The 15,481-nt window shown below is 47.8% G+C and carries 16 protein-coding genes; 7 read left to right on the forward strand and 9 right to left on the reverse strand.

What is annotated here, in order from left to right; all coding sequences use genetic code 11:
• Window positions 1-77 precede the first annotated feature (77 nt).
• Both C5O19_RS06355 and C5O19_RS06360 read left to right on the forward strand, forming a co-directional pair.
• Window positions 78-722: a hypothetical protein gene (locus tag C5O19_RS06355; RefSeq protein ID WP_104710636.1), complete on the forward strand. Its 645-nt coding sequence runs from the start codon at window positions 78-80 to the stop codon at window positions 720-722.
• Window positions 723-849: 127 nt separating this feature from the next.
• Window positions 850-1,590 (forward strand): alpha/beta fold hydrolase, encoded by a 741-nt coding sequence (locus C5O19_RS06360; RefSeq protein WP_104710638.1) that lies wholly within the window; start codon window positions 850-852, stop codon window positions 1,588-1,590.
• A 40-nt stretch (window positions 1,591-1,630) separates the two neighbouring features.
• Here the strand turns inward: C5O19_RS06360 and C5O19_RS06365 are convergent, their stop codons facing one another.
• The 3 genes from C5O19_RS06365 to C5O19_RS06375 form a co-directional block, all read right to left on the reverse strand.
• Entirely contained in the window at window positions 1,631-2,596 is a 966-nt protein-coding gene (locus C5O19_RS06365; protein ID WP_104710640.1) for an esterase-like activity of phytase family protein, read from the reverse strand.
• 87 nt (window positions 2,597-2,683) lie between these two features.
• Entirely contained in the window at window positions 2,684-3,748 is a 1,065-nt protein-coding gene (locus C5O19_RS06370; RefSeq protein ID WP_104710641.1) for a branched-chain amino acid aminotransferase, read from the reverse strand.
• A 61-nt stretch (window positions 3,749-3,809) separates the two neighbouring features.
• Entirely contained in the window at window positions 3,810-4,361 is a 552-nt protein-coding gene (locus C5O19_RS06375) for a cob(I)yrinic acid a,c-diamide adenosyltransferase (RefSeq protein ID WP_104710643.1), read from the reverse strand.
• Between the two features lie 329 nt (window positions 4,362-4,690).
• On the opposite strand from C5O19_RS06375, the gene C5O19_RS06380 reads away from it, so the two are divergent.
• Genes C5O19_RS06380 through tyrS form a run of 4 tightly spaced genes read left to right on the forward strand, consistent with a single transcriptional unit; the run spans window position 4,691 to window position 8,718 of the window.
• Window positions 4,691-5,149 (forward strand): hypothetical protein, encoded by a 459-nt coding sequence (locus C5O19_RS06380; RefSeq protein ID WP_104710644.1) that lies wholly within the window; start codon window positions 4,691-4,693, stop codon window positions 5,147-5,149.
• Window positions 5,150-5,152: 3 nt separating this feature from the next.
• Window positions 5,153-6,361: an S-adenosylmethionine:tRNA ribosyltransferase-isomerase gene (locus tag C5O19_RS06385; protein ID WP_317046479.1), complete on the forward strand. Its 1,209-nt coding sequence runs from the start codon at window positions 5,153-5,155 to the stop codon at window positions 6,359-6,361.
• Window positions 6,362-6,387: 26 nt separating this feature from the next.
• Window positions 6,388-7,368, forward strand: a complete 981-nt coding sequence (locus tag C5O19_RS06390) for a hypothetical protein (RefSeq protein WP_104710648.1) — start codon at window positions 6,388-6,390, stop codon at window positions 7,366-7,368.
• A 60-nt stretch (window positions 7,369-7,428) separates the two neighbouring features.
• Window positions 7,429-8,718, forward strand: a complete 1,290-nt coding sequence (tyrS, locus tag C5O19_RS06395) for a tyrosine--tRNA ligase (protein ID WP_104713926.1) — start codon at window positions 7,429-7,431, stop codon at window positions 8,716-8,718.
• 328 nt (window positions 8,719-9,046) lie between these two features.
• Here tyrS and dapF read toward each other — a convergent pair whose 3' ends face one another.
• The 6 genes from dapF to C5O19_RS06425 form a co-directional block, all read right to left on the reverse strand.
• Window positions 9,047-9,826: a diaminopimelate epimerase gene (gene dapF, locus C5O19_RS06400; RefSeq protein ID WP_104710650.1), complete on the reverse strand. Its 780-nt coding sequence runs from the start codon at window positions 9,824-9,826 to the stop codon at window positions 9,047-9,049.
• A gap of 75 nt (window positions 9,827-9,901) precedes the next feature.
• Window positions 9,902-10,792, reverse strand: a complete 891-nt coding sequence (locus C5O19_RS06405; protein WP_104710652.1) for a fumarylacetoacetate hydrolase family protein — start codon at window positions 10,790-10,792, stop codon at window positions 9,902-9,904.
• Between the two features lie 102 nt (window positions 10,793-10,894).
• Entirely contained in the window at window positions 10,895-12,232 is a 1,338-nt protein-coding gene (locus tag C5O19_RS06410; RefSeq protein ID WP_104710654.1) for an alpha-L-fucosidase, read from the reverse strand.
• 56 nt (window positions 12,233-12,288) lie between these two features.
• A complete protein-coding gene (locus tag C5O19_RS06415) occupies window positions 12,289-12,945 on the reverse strand; it encodes an SGNH/GDSL hydrolase family protein (RefSeq protein WP_104710656.1) in 657 nt (218 codons plus the stop codon).
• A 30-nt stretch (window positions 12,946-12,975) separates the two neighbouring features.
• Entirely contained in the window at window positions 12,976-13,746 is a 771-nt protein-coding gene (locus tag C5O19_RS06420; protein ID WP_104710658.1) for an SDR family NAD(P)-dependent oxidoreductase, read from the reverse strand.
• Window positions 13,747-14,032: 286 nt separating this feature from the next.
• Window positions 14,033-14,590, reverse strand: a complete 558-nt coding sequence (locus C5O19_RS06425; RefSeq protein ID WP_133163314.1) for an FUSC family protein — start codon at window positions 14,588-14,590, stop codon at window positions 14,033-14,035.
• A 221-nt stretch (window positions 14,591-14,811) separates the two neighbouring features.
• Here C5O19_RS06425 and C5O19_RS06430 point away from each other — a divergent pair, with 221 nt between their 5' ends.
• Window positions 14,812-15,435 carry a 3'-5' exonuclease gene (locus C5O19_RS06430; protein WP_094814680.1) on the forward strand — a complete coding sequence of 208 codons (624 nt, stop codon included), beginning with the start codon at window positions 14,812-14,814 and terminating at the stop codon, window positions 15,433-15,435.
• Window positions 15,436-15,481: the final 46 nt, after the last annotated feature.

The raw sequence follows: 15,481 nt of genomic DNA on the forward strand, positions 1-15,481 counted from the left end.
AAGGATGCCTCACTTTCATAGGGGGCATCCTTTTTTGATGTTGCGGTCTCAGTAAAAAATCCAAATCAACTTTCCCTATGCGTAAAATCGTACTCCTATCGGCCGTCGGGTCGATGTTATGGCTTACTTCGTGTAATCGAAACTCAACCGCTGTTTTCCAAAAATCGACTACACCGGCGTACGAGCATCAAGTATCAACGAAAGCTGCTTCTCTGCCCGCCGCCCAAGCTCAAACTCCTGTCGTTTCGGAGCCCATTGTAACGGAACAAGCCGTTGCCCAGGCTACTGACCAGCCGGCTGCTTCGGAAAAACCAGTGAACCTGCCCAAAGTAACGCCTGAAATGCTGGCAAGTGCTTCAGAGCGTCTGGTTGCCCAAACCAAAGGCACCAAGTATGAAAAGCAGGCCTTGATGGTGCAGAAGAAGTTGGCAAAAATTCAGAAGAATGCTGCTAATGGTCAGTTGCAAGCGGCTAACAAAGCAACCGCAACGGAAAAATTCATGACCAAAATGGTTACGAAGAAAGTCCAGAAGCAGTTGGCAAAAGCAAAGGATACCAAGAAAACGAACGCGTTGGATCGCAATGTTAAAATTGGTCTGATCCTCTTGCTGGTTGGTTTGATTTTCTTGATCATCCCAGTATATGCCCTGCAGATTGTTGGTTTGGTGATGATGATTATCGGTGCCGTTGTTCTGCTGATTGGTTTGCTGGATAACGTTTAATCATACCTCAGTAACACACTTAATCCCGGAAGAAAGTCTTCAGCTTTTTTCCGGGATTATTTTTTTGTGGCATCTACTTTTACTCAACAGGCCACAAAACGTTGATGTACCTTAAACCGCTTAAACGATGATTGTACCACTGATTTTATTGCACGGATACGGCGAAGATCTCAAAGTTTGGGATTCGATCAAGGCGGCCTTCTGGCCCAATAAAAACGTCATTACCCCCACTTACGCTTCGCGTTCAGATCTGACTAGTATTGATGAATACGCCGAAGCAGTATACCAGGAACTGACTGCTCAGGGCGTGGAAAGAGGAGTAATCATTGGACATTCGATGGGAGGATATATTGCCCTGGCTTTGGCTGAAAAACACCCCGAATTCATCGCGGGTCTGGGGCTGTTCCATTCCACTGCGTACGCGGATACGGAAGAGAAAAAAGAAAACCGTCGGAAAAACATCGCCGCTATTGACGAAAAGGGACCGGAAGCCTTTCTAAAAACGTTTGTCAAGAACATGTATTCGGACGAATACGCCGAGAGCCATCCGGGGCAATTGCAAGAACACGTGACGCATGTTTCCCAGATACCCCCGGCCGCTTTGAAAGCCGGTATGCAGGCCATGATGAATCGTCCCGACCGGCGGCAGGTTCTCCAACAGGCGAATTATCCGGTACTATTCATTATAGGAATGAAGGACAAGGCCGTAAAGCCGGAAGAAGCCCTGGAACAAACCCATCTGGCGAAAAATACGAGTCAATTGATCCTGGAGAAAGCCGGACACATGGGGATGGTAGAAGAACCAGATGAATGCCTAGAAGCTATTCAGGCTTTTTGGCAGCGAATTGAGCGGGAAGATGCTCTATAAACGAAAGCGGAAGATGGACCGTCCATCTTCCGCTTTTTAGTTAATCGGGTATTAACTTTAGAAAAATCAGCTGTGATTGTTGCCAGTGCTCAGGGGCTTTTTTCTGGTCGAACTTATTGAAGTTATTATCCGAAACTAACACTAGCGTTCGAAATCCATTGATGATAGGCCCCCAGCTCATGCCTTCAATGTTATCGAGATGAACACCTCCCCAGTTGACGGAGACGGGATTCTTTTCCAAAATATTGGTCGTATTCTCCTGCCCCGGCTGTAATTTGGGAATGTAAGCCGTAAAAAGGTTGATCGCGTAGTTACTCTGATCGCGTTCGCCCGTCCAGCAACGTTCCAGAAATAGCAACTGACGGTCACGGGCCAGTAGTATCTCGGATACGCCGTTATCAGGAAATCCACAGGATACGGTGTCGATCGGATACAGAGCTCTGACTAAGGTATCTCCACTAATTAAGCTGAAACCCGTCACTTGACAATACCGATCGCGGCAGGTTTGGGGCCACTCACTCACGCTCCACAGAACCTGACTCGAGTCTACCGCCAGGGCTTCAAAGCCTTTGTTATCTCGGAAACCTTGGTAGGTACCTAATTGCGTAAGGGTACTGTCTTGCATCAGCCTGAGAAATTGCCCGTGCGTACTACCCGTACCTAATTCAGTCGAAAGGAAAAAGGAAGAATCCGTACGGCTGGCTCGAATGGATTCGGCACTGTAGACACTGTCGAGTTTCCAGCGTTTGTACGTTTGAGCATTGAATAGCGAGTCAAACTCAAACAGGTAACTCTGACGTGTCGAGTCAGCCCCGTCGGTGACTAGGTACCATTTCCCGCGTTTAGGTACGTATTCAATGCCGGATAAACCCCCAAAATACGGGTCATTTTTCAGCGAGGTCGAATCACTGAGGTTATAGGCTTTGAGTAATTCCAGCCGGAAGTGCTGAGCATCGGCCTGACCGTTCAGGAAAAAAACTAGCGTTAGAAAAAATAGAATTTTCATGGTTGAAGATAAGTAGTTAATCGGATCATTAAAAAAGAAAGCCCACCACACGGTGAGCTTTCTTTTCGTAAAAATACAAGATTGGTATTAAAGGTGATATACCCAGTTGTGCGGATCAGCTACGCGACCGTACTTGATATCATCCAGATAGATTTTAACCCGATTGGCAAAATTATCCGATTTGATTTCGGGTAAATCGTAGTCTTTACCTTCGTAGCCAATGACTGAAATCGGCGATACGACCGCTGCCGTACCTGCACCGAACGCTTCCGTCAGACGACCACTTTCCAAAGCTTCGATGAGTTCGGCAATGGATACTTTACGCTCTTCAACGGGCATCCCCCAGTCTTTGGCAATCTGTACAATGGATTTCCGCGTAATGCCGTCCAGAATACTGTCGCTCACAGCAGGCGTAACCAGCGTACCATCAATCACGAACATGAAGTTCATGGTGCCAGCTTCTTCTACGTATTTATGTTCGGTTGAATCCGTCCAGATCAACTGATCGTACCCCGCTTCCTGAGCCAATTTGGCAGGGTAGAGTGAACCCGCGTAGTTTCCGGCACACTTAGCAGCACCAGTACCTCCTGTCGCAGCCCGTACAAATTCCGTTTCTACTTTCACTTTTACGGGTTTCGAGTAGTAAGCTCCTACCGGACAGTTGAAAATGATAAAACGGTACGTTTTAGAAGGAGATACGCCGATGTACTCGTCCGTAGCGAACATGAAGGGCCGGATATACAGCGAATAATTATCCCGCTGCGGTACCCATTGCGAGTCCAGACGCAGTAATTCGGTCAGGCCGCTCATGAAAATGTCTTCCGGAATTTCGGCCATGCAGAGGCGGTGAGCCGACTTGTTCAGACGGGCCGCATTCTCCTGCGGACGGAAGATGAGCACTTCACCTTCGGCGGACTTATAGGCTTTCATCCCTTCGAAAATTGCCTGTCCGTAATGCAGAGGCATCAGAGCAGGTTTGAACAGCATGTCGCCGTAGGGAATAATCCGTAAATCCGTCCACTCTTTTCCGTCAAAGTCAGCTACGAACATGTGATCGGCGAAGGTGTGCCCAAAGGTCAACTGATCGAGGTTTAATTCTGCAATCCGGCTTTGAGCAGTTTTTTGAATGTCTATGGGCAGTGTGTCAATCATGGTGCCAGAGGGTTACAACGTAGTATGACTAAAAAAGTTAAGACGTATGCTAGTGCGGAAGTTAAGTTCGCGGGACCCAGGTTACTTCTTCCACTTGTAATTCCTGAGCCATGTGGCGGGAAAGTACAAAAAAATAGTCCGACAGCCGATTTAAATATTGAATGATAATCGGCTCAACGGGTGAAATTTCACTCAGGGCGACGACCAGACGTTCGGCCCGTCGACAAACCGTACGAGCCAGATGAGCAAACGATACGGAAGGATGACCGCCGGGCAATACAAACTGACGCAATAAAGGCAACTGGGCATCCATTTCGTCCATTTGCTCTTCCAGTACGGTAACATCCGAATCCCATAAATCGGGGAGGGAGCGGCTGGTATGCCGTTCTGGGTCATCAGCTAGGTGGGAACCAATGGTGAAAAGCCGGTCCTGAATTTCCTTCAGAATCGCTCGTCGGGAAGCATTGACCGCCTGATCCCGAACCATGCCCACGTAACTGTTCAGTTCGTCCACAGTACCATAGGCCTCAATGCGGGCATCTGCCTTGGAAAGACGACGTCCACTAATAAGGGCGGTGGTGCCTTGATCTCCCGTTCTGGTGTAAATCTTCATGCCTGTCCGGTACCCGGAATGTCTTTTTGCAAAGCTACAGGTTTTCAGGAAAGCCAAGACTTCGGATTGTAAAAATTAATTGTCTTGACAACTATTATTAAATTTCCAACATTTTCTGATCTACAAGTACTTTGGTCAAGGCCAAGGTGCTTTTGAAAGGTTTTTCGAAGGGAAAGCCTGTCTCAACGGCGAGTTCGTCGTAACTTTGCGGCCCGAAACCAGCATTGACCTAACGAGCAGTCGATAAGCTGGGGACGACCATTCATCAAATGACTATTCCATTTCTGACTTCTCAAGTTGCGAGATACGTATCCATTCTAGGATTTATAGTGGCTTTATTTTTAGGGTACCAGCAACTTCCACCGGAGGTACCCGTTGCGTTAACGCCTTCGAGTGAAACGGCTGCCACCTATTCAAAAGATGCCGTTTTTTATGTAACGGCTGGGGTTATGTTACTCTCTAATGTGTTGTTTTTGTGGATGGGACGCCTGTTTCCACAACTGCCCGATGGATTCATTAAGTTACCGGGAGCCATCAAGTGGATGTTCTACCGCAAACAGCTCAACTCCATCATCAGAGAATGGATGAACTTTGGTACGGCCGTAGTAAACGTCCTGCTTGGGTCTTCTATTTATATTTTGGCGTTGATTAATCCGGCGGAAGCTCTTACAGAAACGCCTACGCTAATGCAGTTTGACTGGGTACTGGGAGCCGCTACATTTTTACTGGTCCTATGGGCGGTATACATTCCGTTGCGACTGTTGCTGACGAGTCCCGTTAAAGACTAAGCAATGATGCAGCATCTTCCCATTGCCGATTTTACGTACGAACTCCCGGACGAACAGATTGCCCGCTTTCCCCTGCCCGTACGGGACGAATCCCGCCTGTTGGTGTATCGAAAGGGAACCATTGAGCACCGGAAATTCCGTAGTTTGACTGAAGAATTAACCAGTGATACATTGCTGGTCTTCAACAATACACGCGTCATTCCGGCTCGATTACATTTTCAGCGACAGACGGGTGCTCTAATCGAGTTATTTTTGCTCCATCCCGTAGAACCAAGCCCGGTTATTCCCGTGGTTATGGAAGAGACGCAGGCCTGCGTGTGGGAATGCATGATTGGCAACCGGAAGCGTTGGAAAGCGGGTGAACGCTTACAGAAAGAAGTAGAAATTAACGGACAGTCTGTGCTACTGACGGCCGAACTGACCAATGCAGAACAGTCGCTGGTACGCCTGAGCTGGTCACAGCCCGTACGGTTTGTGGACGTGGTTCAGGCAATTGGGAAAATTCCGTTACCGCCGTATTTGAAACGGGAAGCTGAGACTTCCGATGAACAGACGTATCAGACTGTGTACTCGGAAAAAGAAGGAGCCGTAGCTGCTCCGACTGCGGGTTTACACTTCACTGACCGGGTTTTTGCGGGACTGGAGGCGAAAGGCATCCGACGGGAGTTTCTTACACTGCACGTGGGAGCCGGTACTTTTCAACCCGTAAAAACAGAGAATGCCCTCGAACATAAAATGCACGGGGAGCAATTGGTGATCACACGGAGTAATTTGGAGCACCTGCAGGCAGCGAACCGAATCATCCCGGTAGGTACTACCTCCATGCGATCGCTGGAATCTATGTATTGGCTGGGCGTGCAACTGATTCATAAGGAATACACTTCGCTAGAACAAGGTTTCCGAATCCCGCAATTCGTTCATCAGCAGTACACCGAACTCCCTACGTTACACGAGTCCCTAGCGGCCATTGTACAACAAATGGAAGTAGAAGAGCGGCAGGAGATTGTAGGAGAAACGGAGATTATGATTTTTCCGGGGTATACATTTCGGGTGTGTCAGGGACTGGTTACCAACTTTCATCAGCCCGGTTCCACTTTATTGTTACTGATTGCTGCCTTGGTAGGAGGCAACTGGAAACGAATCTACGATGAAGCCCTGACTCAACAGTACCGGTTTTTGAGCTATGGCGATTCCTCTTTATTACTACCTTAATCCAGTTTTCGCAAAATACCAGCGTGATGCAAAAAGTAGATATTGCCATCAGTTACTACGGAAAGCCTTACCAGACGATGGTAACGCTGTTTAGTTTACTGGAGCATAGTGGCAAGTTTATAGATAAATTATATCTCGGCGTCGAACGAAAACAGCCGTACGATGACGCTTGGGGCGGGGTGTTTAAAATCAAGGAAGTTTTTGAAAAGAGAGGAATTGAGGTCGTTTTTTTAAAGCACTACGCACCTTATCTGAACCATGTAAAGCCAGAAGAGCTATCGGCAGAGGTACTGGAAAGTATTCGTTACCAATATGCCTTACAGCATACGGATAAAAAGTATCTGTTGATTTTACACAACGATATGCTTTTTAGCAAGGACCTATTACAGCCGATGTTGGAAACCATGGAGCGGAGTACGCGTCCACTAGCCGGGGTAGGGCAAATCGGCCAGTGCTGGAATTGTCCAGCCTTTTTTGAAAAACTTTGTAACCCAGAGAAGTACGAACAGTATCGCCCCACACAGGAAGAATTACTGGCGTTAATGGATCGTCATCCTACCGTACGTCATACGCATAATCGTCAACTGGTTGAACAAGGCCATGTACACCCTTTACCGGAATGTCGGCTTAATGAGTATGTGTGTTTACTGAATATAGACCTGTATCGTAAATTTACCTACCCACAAGGACCCGTACCGCCCTTTGGAGCCGTCTGGGATGGTTCGGATACGGCGGCGGCCTGGTTCCGAGATATGTTCAATCAAGGGCTGCGTTTCGAAAATATCTATTTTGACGCTTACGCGGAACATGCCCCTTTTCACGCCACCAAAAGTGGGCATTTGGCGGATGACAATCGGACGATTTACGAAAATATCGAAGCTCAGGCTCGCGAGTATATGATCCGTCATTACCAAAAAGATGAGTACTCGTTTCAATCTAAACTACAAGCAAAGCAACTGATTTACCGAAAGAAACTAGGTAAATGGGTGGCAAAAGCTTTGAAATAAAATGTACTAAGTAACAAGGAGCGTTTACCTTGTTCAAATGGATGACCATACGTTATGAAAATCGATTTTATTGAAGAACTCCGCTGGCGGGGTATGTTGCAGGATATGATGCCGGGTACGGAAGAGCAGCTCCAGAAGGAAATGACGTCGGCGTACATTGGCTTTGATCCGACGGCTTCTTCGCTGCACATTGGCAACCTGGCTACGATCATGTTGCTGGTGCATTTGCAACGGGCGGGCCATAAACCGTTTGCGTTGGTTGGTGGAGCTACGGGGATGATCGGTGATCCTTCTTTCAAAGCGGCGGAGCGTAGTTTCTTATCGGAAGAAACCCTGCGGTTCAATCAGGACGGTATTCGGAAACAACTGGAGAAATTCCTGGATTTTAACTCCGGTGAAAACTCTGCTGAGATCGTCAATAACTATGACTGGTTCAAAGACTTTTCGTTCCTTGGATTCTTGCGGGAAGCGGGTAAGTTTTTGAGCGTGAACTACATGATGTCGAAAGACTCGGTAAAGAAACGCTTGGAAACAGGTATTTCCTTTACGGAGTTTTCGTACCAATTGTTACAGGGTTACGACTTTTACCATTTGTATAAAACCCAGGGGGTAAAACTTCAGATGGGTGGTTCCGATCAGTGGGGAAATATCACAACGGGAACGGAAATCATTCGCCGTAAAGAAGGAGGAAATGAAGAAGAAACCGAACGCCGGGCCTTCGCCCTGACCACGCCACTGGTCACCAAGGCCGACGGTACCAAATTCGGTAAGTCAGAAAGCGGAAACGTGTGGCTGGACGCGGAAAAAACCAGTCCCTTCCAATTCTACCAGTTCTGGCTCAATGCCGCTGATGCGGATTGCCCACGCCTGATTCGGGTGTTTACCTTACTCTCCAAAGAGGAAATCGAAGAACTCGAACGTCAGCATGCCGAGGCTCCGCACTTGCGTATTCTGCAAAAAGCGATTGCTCAGGACGTAACCACGCGGGTACACTCAGTTGAAGCCTACGAAACGGCCGTACGGGCTAGTGAAGTACTCTACGGCAAAGGAACGCTGGAAACGCTACAGTCGCTTGACGAGTCAACGTTTGTACAGATATTCGACGGTGTGCCTACCACTGAAATTTCACTGGCTGAATACGAATCAGCTCCCAACGTAACGGATTTGCTGGCAACGGCTCAGGTATATCCATCCAAAGGGGAAATCCGCCGGGCAATCCAGGGAAATGCGGTATCAGTGAACAAAACCAAAGTAAGTGATCCCAGCCAGCCTGCTGATTTCCAGTTGTTACAGGGTAAATATTTACTGGTAGCGAAAGGAAAGAAGAATCATCTGGTGAAGGTGGTATAGGGGAGAGCGGTCGCCGCAGGAGTTGAGAGTTGAAATATTAAAACCGGTAAAGATAGGGGCGGGTTGTTTGTAGCATTCGTTACGGACAACCCGCTCCGCATTTTATACGAAGCTAATCCTGTTAAACTCCTTCGGGATGGAGTTTGCTAACCCCAATGGGGTTCAATATGATTAGCCATAGGTACTACATATGGAACGCCACCCGCCACCCATAAAAACAAACATCCCGAAAGTTTACAACCTTCGGGATGCTACTACAAAATCGATAATTGATTGAAAATAAGAAAGTTAATTGGTTTAAAAGAAATATAATTCGTAAAACTATCAACTAAACCTCCACCGTACCTTCAAAAACCCGTTCAGCGGGGCCAATGAGGTAAATATTTTCAAAAGCATCCGCACTAGTTTGTTCGAAGCTTACTTCCAGATTACCACCCAATACTTTAATCTTAATGGGACTTTCCATACCCAGCTTCACATGAGCCGTTAGTGCACAGGCCGTTACACCCGTTCCGCAGGAATACGTTTCGTCCTCCACGCCCCGCTCATAGGTACGAACAAACAGCTGTTGATCGCCCTGTTGCTCCACAAAGTTGACATTCGTACCGCCCCGTTTTACCCACTCATCCGAGTACCGGATGGCGTAGCCTTCCTGATACACCTTAAAGTCCTGTAAATTCTCCTTGAAAGCCACCACGTGGGGTGAGCCCGTATTCATATAGGCATAGTCCGGATGTTCTTCCAGCCCTTTGACATTACTCATTTTTAGCGAAATCTGCTCACTGGTTACTAACGCTTCGTGTTCACCATCCACGGCAATAAACCGTGTCTGATCGCCGATGACACCCAGGTCGTGAGCAAAACGTACTGTAGCCCGTCCGCCGTTGCCGCACATGGAACCTTCACCGCCGTCGGCATTGAAGTATTTCATCCGGAAATCGTAGGCTTCGTCGTTTTGTAACAGAATCAGGCCGTCCGCTCCAATGCCAAACCGTCGGTGACATAAGTGAGCAATTCGCTCTTTATCCATGGGAAAGGTACCCGCCCGATCATCAATCATGATGAAATCGTTGCCCGTACCCTGGTATTTGTAAAATGAAATATTCATCGTGAATCGACTAAAAAGAAGGACGTGTTCACCGAGAACACGTCCTGATCAAAATTGATTCTTTAAGATCGTCAATTAGTACGCATCCTCCCAGGATACCGCCACCTGACGCTGTTCGCCCAAGCCTTCGATACCGAGTTCTACGATATCGCCGGGTTTCAGGTAGACGGGAGGGTTAAAGCCCAGTCCCACACCCGGAGGCGTACCGGTAGAAATCACGTCACCCGGAAGCAGCGTCATAAACTGACTCAGGTAACTAATGATTTGCGGTACTTTGAAAATCATCTGAGCCGTTGTCGAGTTCTGGTACGTCTGACCGTTCACTTTCAGCCACATGGGCAGGCTATCCACGTCATCGAGTTCATCCGGGGTTACCAGATAGGGGCCCAGCGGACCGAAGGTGTCGCAACCTTTACCTTTGTCCCATTGACCCCCGCGTTCGAGCTGAAACTCCCGCTCCGAGTAGTCGTTCATCACGGCGTATCCGGCGATGTAATCCTCAGCTTCTTCTTCCGTTACGTAGCTACATTCCGCACCAATAACGACGGCCAGTTCCACTTCCCAATCCGTTTTAACGGAATTACGGGGAATGATTACATCGTCATTCGGGCCACAAAGAGCCGTCGTAGCCTTGAAGAATACGATGGGTTCCTGAGGAATCGGAGCGTTGGTTTCCTTCGCGTGATCGGCGTAATTCAAACCAATGCAAATGATTTTCGACGGACGAGCCACGCAGGAAGCATACTCGATCGGACCTTCCAGAGCTTGCAATTCCGAAGTTCCGTATTGTTCGAGGTAGTCTTCCAGTACGGACAGGCCTTCTTCTTCAAAGAAGATTTCGTCCAGATCATATGCTCCGGTTTCTTCGCCCAGGGCTTCGAAAAAGGCTTCTAAGCTGTACGCTTTTCCGTCCAGAAGAATGCCGGGTACAACATCCTCATCGGTGATGTAGCGAAAAAGTTTCATTCGTTATTTCAAGTTTAGATACTGCAAAAGAATAGTTTAGTCTTTCAGTATGGCCCCTCAAAGGTATACTTTCTTCTTGGGCCATTGAGCAGAGACCTTTATTTACTTTGTCTGTACTTCGATGATGGTATCCCAATCGTTCATAGCTACGCCGTCCAGATACACAAATAAACCTTCCGCTTGCTGCTTGAATTTCAACGGTTTTTTACCGTCAAACGCTGTGATACTGCTAACCTTGGGCGTAAAATTGGGAACGAACAAATAATTCGTCGTGGGCTTTTTCAGGACGTGCAGAAAGTGACGAGTATCGCCCTTTTTCGTACTCACGCCCCATTCCTGTGGTGGAATGATCCCACCCCGGGTGCCATAAATCGTTTCACCATGGGTTTTGAGCCAGTTGCCTACGGCTTCGAGTCGGTCAACAAATTCGGGTTGAATTTCTCCGTTGGGCATGGGGCCTACATTCAGTAAGAGGTTTGCATTCCGGCCCGCGGCTCCCACCAGATACCGCACGATCTGTTCCGGAGATTTGTACCGCTGGTCCCGCAGGTCGAATCCCCAGGAGCCATTCAGCGTTTCGCAGGTTTCGAGCGGCAATTGACTAACCGAACTTGTATTATAGCCAAAGGTATTCTGGCCGGGCAGATCCCGCTCGAACATCTGAAAATCTTCGCCTTCAAAAGGCGTTACGTGGTGATTATTACCGATCAAAGCGGCGGGTTGCAGACGGTGAATGAGATCGTAGGTGCGACGTAAATGCCAGTTCACGTGCGTTTTGCGGGCCTGTTTTTCGTGCTCATCCAAGGCCTGATCCCACCAGCCATCAAACCAGATCCCGGCAATTTTTCCGTACTTACCGCTCAGCAATTCCGTTAGCTGAGCGTCCATGTACTGGAGGTATTTTTCGAAATCGCCCGATTCAGGCCGTCCCGTTTGCCGTCCGGTTTTTCCCTGGGGAAAATAATCGGGATGGTGCCAGTCCAAATGCGAATGGTACAAAAAGAGCTTGATGCCTTCCTTCTCACATTCGTCGGCCAGTTGCTTAAGGACGTCTTTCTTATAAGGCGTTGCATCCACAATGTTGTACGGCGAAACGTTCGAATGCCACATCGCAAAGCCGTCGTGGTGTTTGCTGGTGAGCGTGATGTACTTCATCCCCGCATTTTTAGCAATCTGTACCCAGCGTTTGGCATCATACGCCGTTGGATTAAAGAACTTAGGCAGTTTCTCGTAGGCTGACACGGGAATGTTCTGAGTATTCATGACCCATTCGCCATCGCCCAGAATGCTGTAGACGCCCCAGTGAATGAACAAGCCATAACGGGCATCCTGAAACCACTGCCGGGCCGCCAGGTTTTCGGGACTGGGCTGGTACGCTTGCCCAGACGAAATTCGCAGTAGAGCGAGGTAGATGAAGCTGGTAAGCAGAAGTCTTTTCATAGGTTTAAAAACGAAACATCCCGGAAATGTCTGGTTTCCGGGATGAGATAAGGATCTTACAGTTGTTCGATTACTTTCGCCATTTGTTCGGCTACAAACTGATTGCCCGTATCGTTGAGGTGCACCCGATCCGTCGTCAGAATGCCTTTTTCTTCGTTTTTTGGATTGTTTTTCAGGTTGTATTCCATGAATGCTTTTCGCAAATCCACAACGGGAAGGTTGTTTTTCGCCGCCAGATTCCGGATGATTTGGCTATAACGGTTCAGGTCACCGTCCTGCTGGTTGGTATTATCTGGGCGTTCGCCAATGGAGGCGGGGGTCGTCAGGGCTACTTTGATGTTCTGGGCCTTGAGTTTATTGATGATCGCCTGATAAAACTTCTCAAACTTGTCGGGATCCGTACCCGTACCCGAGCTAGCTTTATGCCAGACGTCGTTCACGCCCACCCAGATGACTACAGCATCGGGTTTCTGAGCCAGTACGTCCTCATCCATCCGCAGGTATAAATCGTACACTTTGTTACCACCAATACCTTTACCGACCAGTTCATATTTGCTTTTATCGAGCATACCGGCCAGTTTGGTGATGTATCCGGTAGGGCTTACGCCTGCCTGAGTAATGGAGTCACCGAAGAAGATGATTTTCTTGGGTTTATCAGCCCGGAAGGCAAACAAAAGCGTACTCAGGCTTAATAGCGTCAGTAATTTTTTCATGAGCGAATAGAGGAGTTAATAAAAGATAGACTAGTTATTCAAGGTAGTAAAACCGCCGTCAATCGGGTAATCGACACCCGTAATGAACGAGGCGGCATCCGAGCAAAGGTACAAAGCCAACTGAGCAATTTCTTCGGGTTTCGCCATCCGACCGATAGGCTGCGTAGCTGAGAGTTTCTGGAACATTTCTTCTTCTTGGCCCGGATAATTTTTCGAGATGAAGCCATCCACGAAGGGTGTATGCACGCGGGCGGGGGAGATGCTGTTGCAACGAATATTATCCTTCAGGTAATCTTTCGCTACGGATAAGGTCATGGCGTGAATAGCTCCCTTGCTCATACTGTAGGCAAAACGGTCCGGAATACCTACCAGAGCCGCAATGGACGCCAGGTTCAGAATAACTCCACCGCCTTTAGACTTCATTTTTGGCACGGCGGCAAAGAGGCTGTTATACGCTCCCTTAACATTAACATTGTAGATACGGTCAAGGTCCGCTTCGGTCGTTTTTTCCAGATTACCGACGTGGGCAATACCTGCATTGTTGACCAGAATGTCCAGTGAGCCAATAGCCTCGAAAACGGCCAGTACTTCGGCCTGATTCGTTACATTTACGGCGTGTACGGTCACCTGACCGCCCGCTGACTCAATTTCCTGAGCCGTCGCCTGAGCCCCTTCCGCACTCAGATCCAGAATATGTACATGAGCACCCTGACTGGCAAATTCGACACTAATGGCCCGGCCAATACCACTGCCACCGCCGGTAATGGCTGCCGTTTTTCCGGCAAGACTAAATACACTCATCCTTGTTGTTGGTTTTTGTAAGAAAAGACCAGATCAAGGGCGGTAATACCCTATTTAGATCGGCATTTTTACTGCGACCACAAGTTTCGTGTAATTCCTGGAAAAAAGAATGAATGGAAGAAAATAGAATAGAGGGGCCGGACGGAGTTTGCCCACTACCAAGGTCTTGTTGGGATCGTTTGACGTTTCAAAAGTTTGACGCACCGAAACATTTCAGCGTCTCAGCAAAACTACGTAGGGGTGGCCCCCTGTTGTCACCAGGGGTTTCAACCCCTGGAACCGAAACCTAGAAATTAAACTTCCGCTTTACCACGGAGAAAAACCAGCCGACCAGAAAGGCGACGATACAACCCAAGGTTACTTCTGAGGTACGGAGGAGGGCAATTTCAAGGGCATCCTGCCAGGAAGCTTGCTGAAAAATCGCTGGCGTCATGACAGCAATTACGGTAGAGGGAGCCAGTTTCCAGCTAGAAGGATACCGTTTGATGAGTGTACCCATGAAGATGGCTACCGCAATGGCTAGAAAGAGGGAGAAGATATTAACACCCGTCAGGACGATAAAAACAATACCAATTAAACAGCCGCTAATAGTATTAATAATCCTGGAAATCGTATTGCGACGTAGATCACCAAAATCAGGCTCGGAGACGATGGCTACCGAAATAAGTGCCCATTCTTTTTTCTCGATGTGAAGCAAATCGAGTAACATCCAGGCAATGGCTGCTCCGAACAAAATCCGGAACGCATACAAAAAAGTGGTTTTTTTGAGCTCGATTTCTTCTAAAATTGTTTTTTCAAGCTCAATGATTCGTTTCTTGGGGTTAATAAGTGTTTTATAGATCATGGTACTTTTCGGGCTGTGACCAAACGGTCGTACTTTAATGGCTTCTATAAAATTAACGCACAAACTGCCTGAAGAGTTTTGAATATTTTTGTACTATTCTAATAATCTACGCAATCATTTGAACAAAATTTCCAGAATGACTGCTTTCTGGATTCCTGAATCGAAAACCGGTGAATAATAGGGCTGTTGCCTTATCTTTGAATTCTACTCAACTTGAACCGATGCCTTATCTTGTTTTAGACCTGGAAATGACCGGAGGTGAACCCGGCTGGAATGAAATCATACAAATTGGAGCCGTTTTGTGCGATGATGACTGGAATGAACTGGGAACGTATCTGTCGAATGTCTATCCGGAAAACGAAGAAGCTTTCTCGGAATATTCAGCTAAAATTCACGGTCTGAGTCTGAGCGATCTGGACGACGCTCCCATGATTTACGACGTCATCCCACAATTTGAAGAGTGGATACTGGAAAAGCTCGGTCGACTGCGGGGCCGTACCCAGACGCTGGATAATTCCCAATACCTGCGGGATGTTATCATTAGCGGACAATCCGTCATCAACGATATTAATTTCCTGCGGTACGCCTACCGGGAAGAGAAAATCAAGTGGCCGTATTCCAACAAACTGCTGGATCTGCATACGCTCGGCTATTTCACCTTTGAAGTACTGAAAGCCAATGGCAAGCCCGTACCTAAGTCACTGAGTCTGAAAGCCATTGCGGGTTATTTTGGACTGGAACGGGAAGACGCCGAATTTCACAATGCCCTCGAAGACGCTCAGCTGACTACGAAATCGTTCAAAGAAGTATTTGCTCTTGCCAAAAAGTTTAAACTGGCGGAGTAAGGAAAGAATAAACGATAAAGAGCCGATCCTACAGGATCGGCTCTTT

It is taken from the genome of Siphonobacter curvatus (assembly GCF_002943425.1).
Taxonomy (GTDB): Bacteria; Bacteroidota; Bacteroidia; order Cytophagales; family Spirosomataceae; genus Siphonobacter; species Siphonobacter curvatus.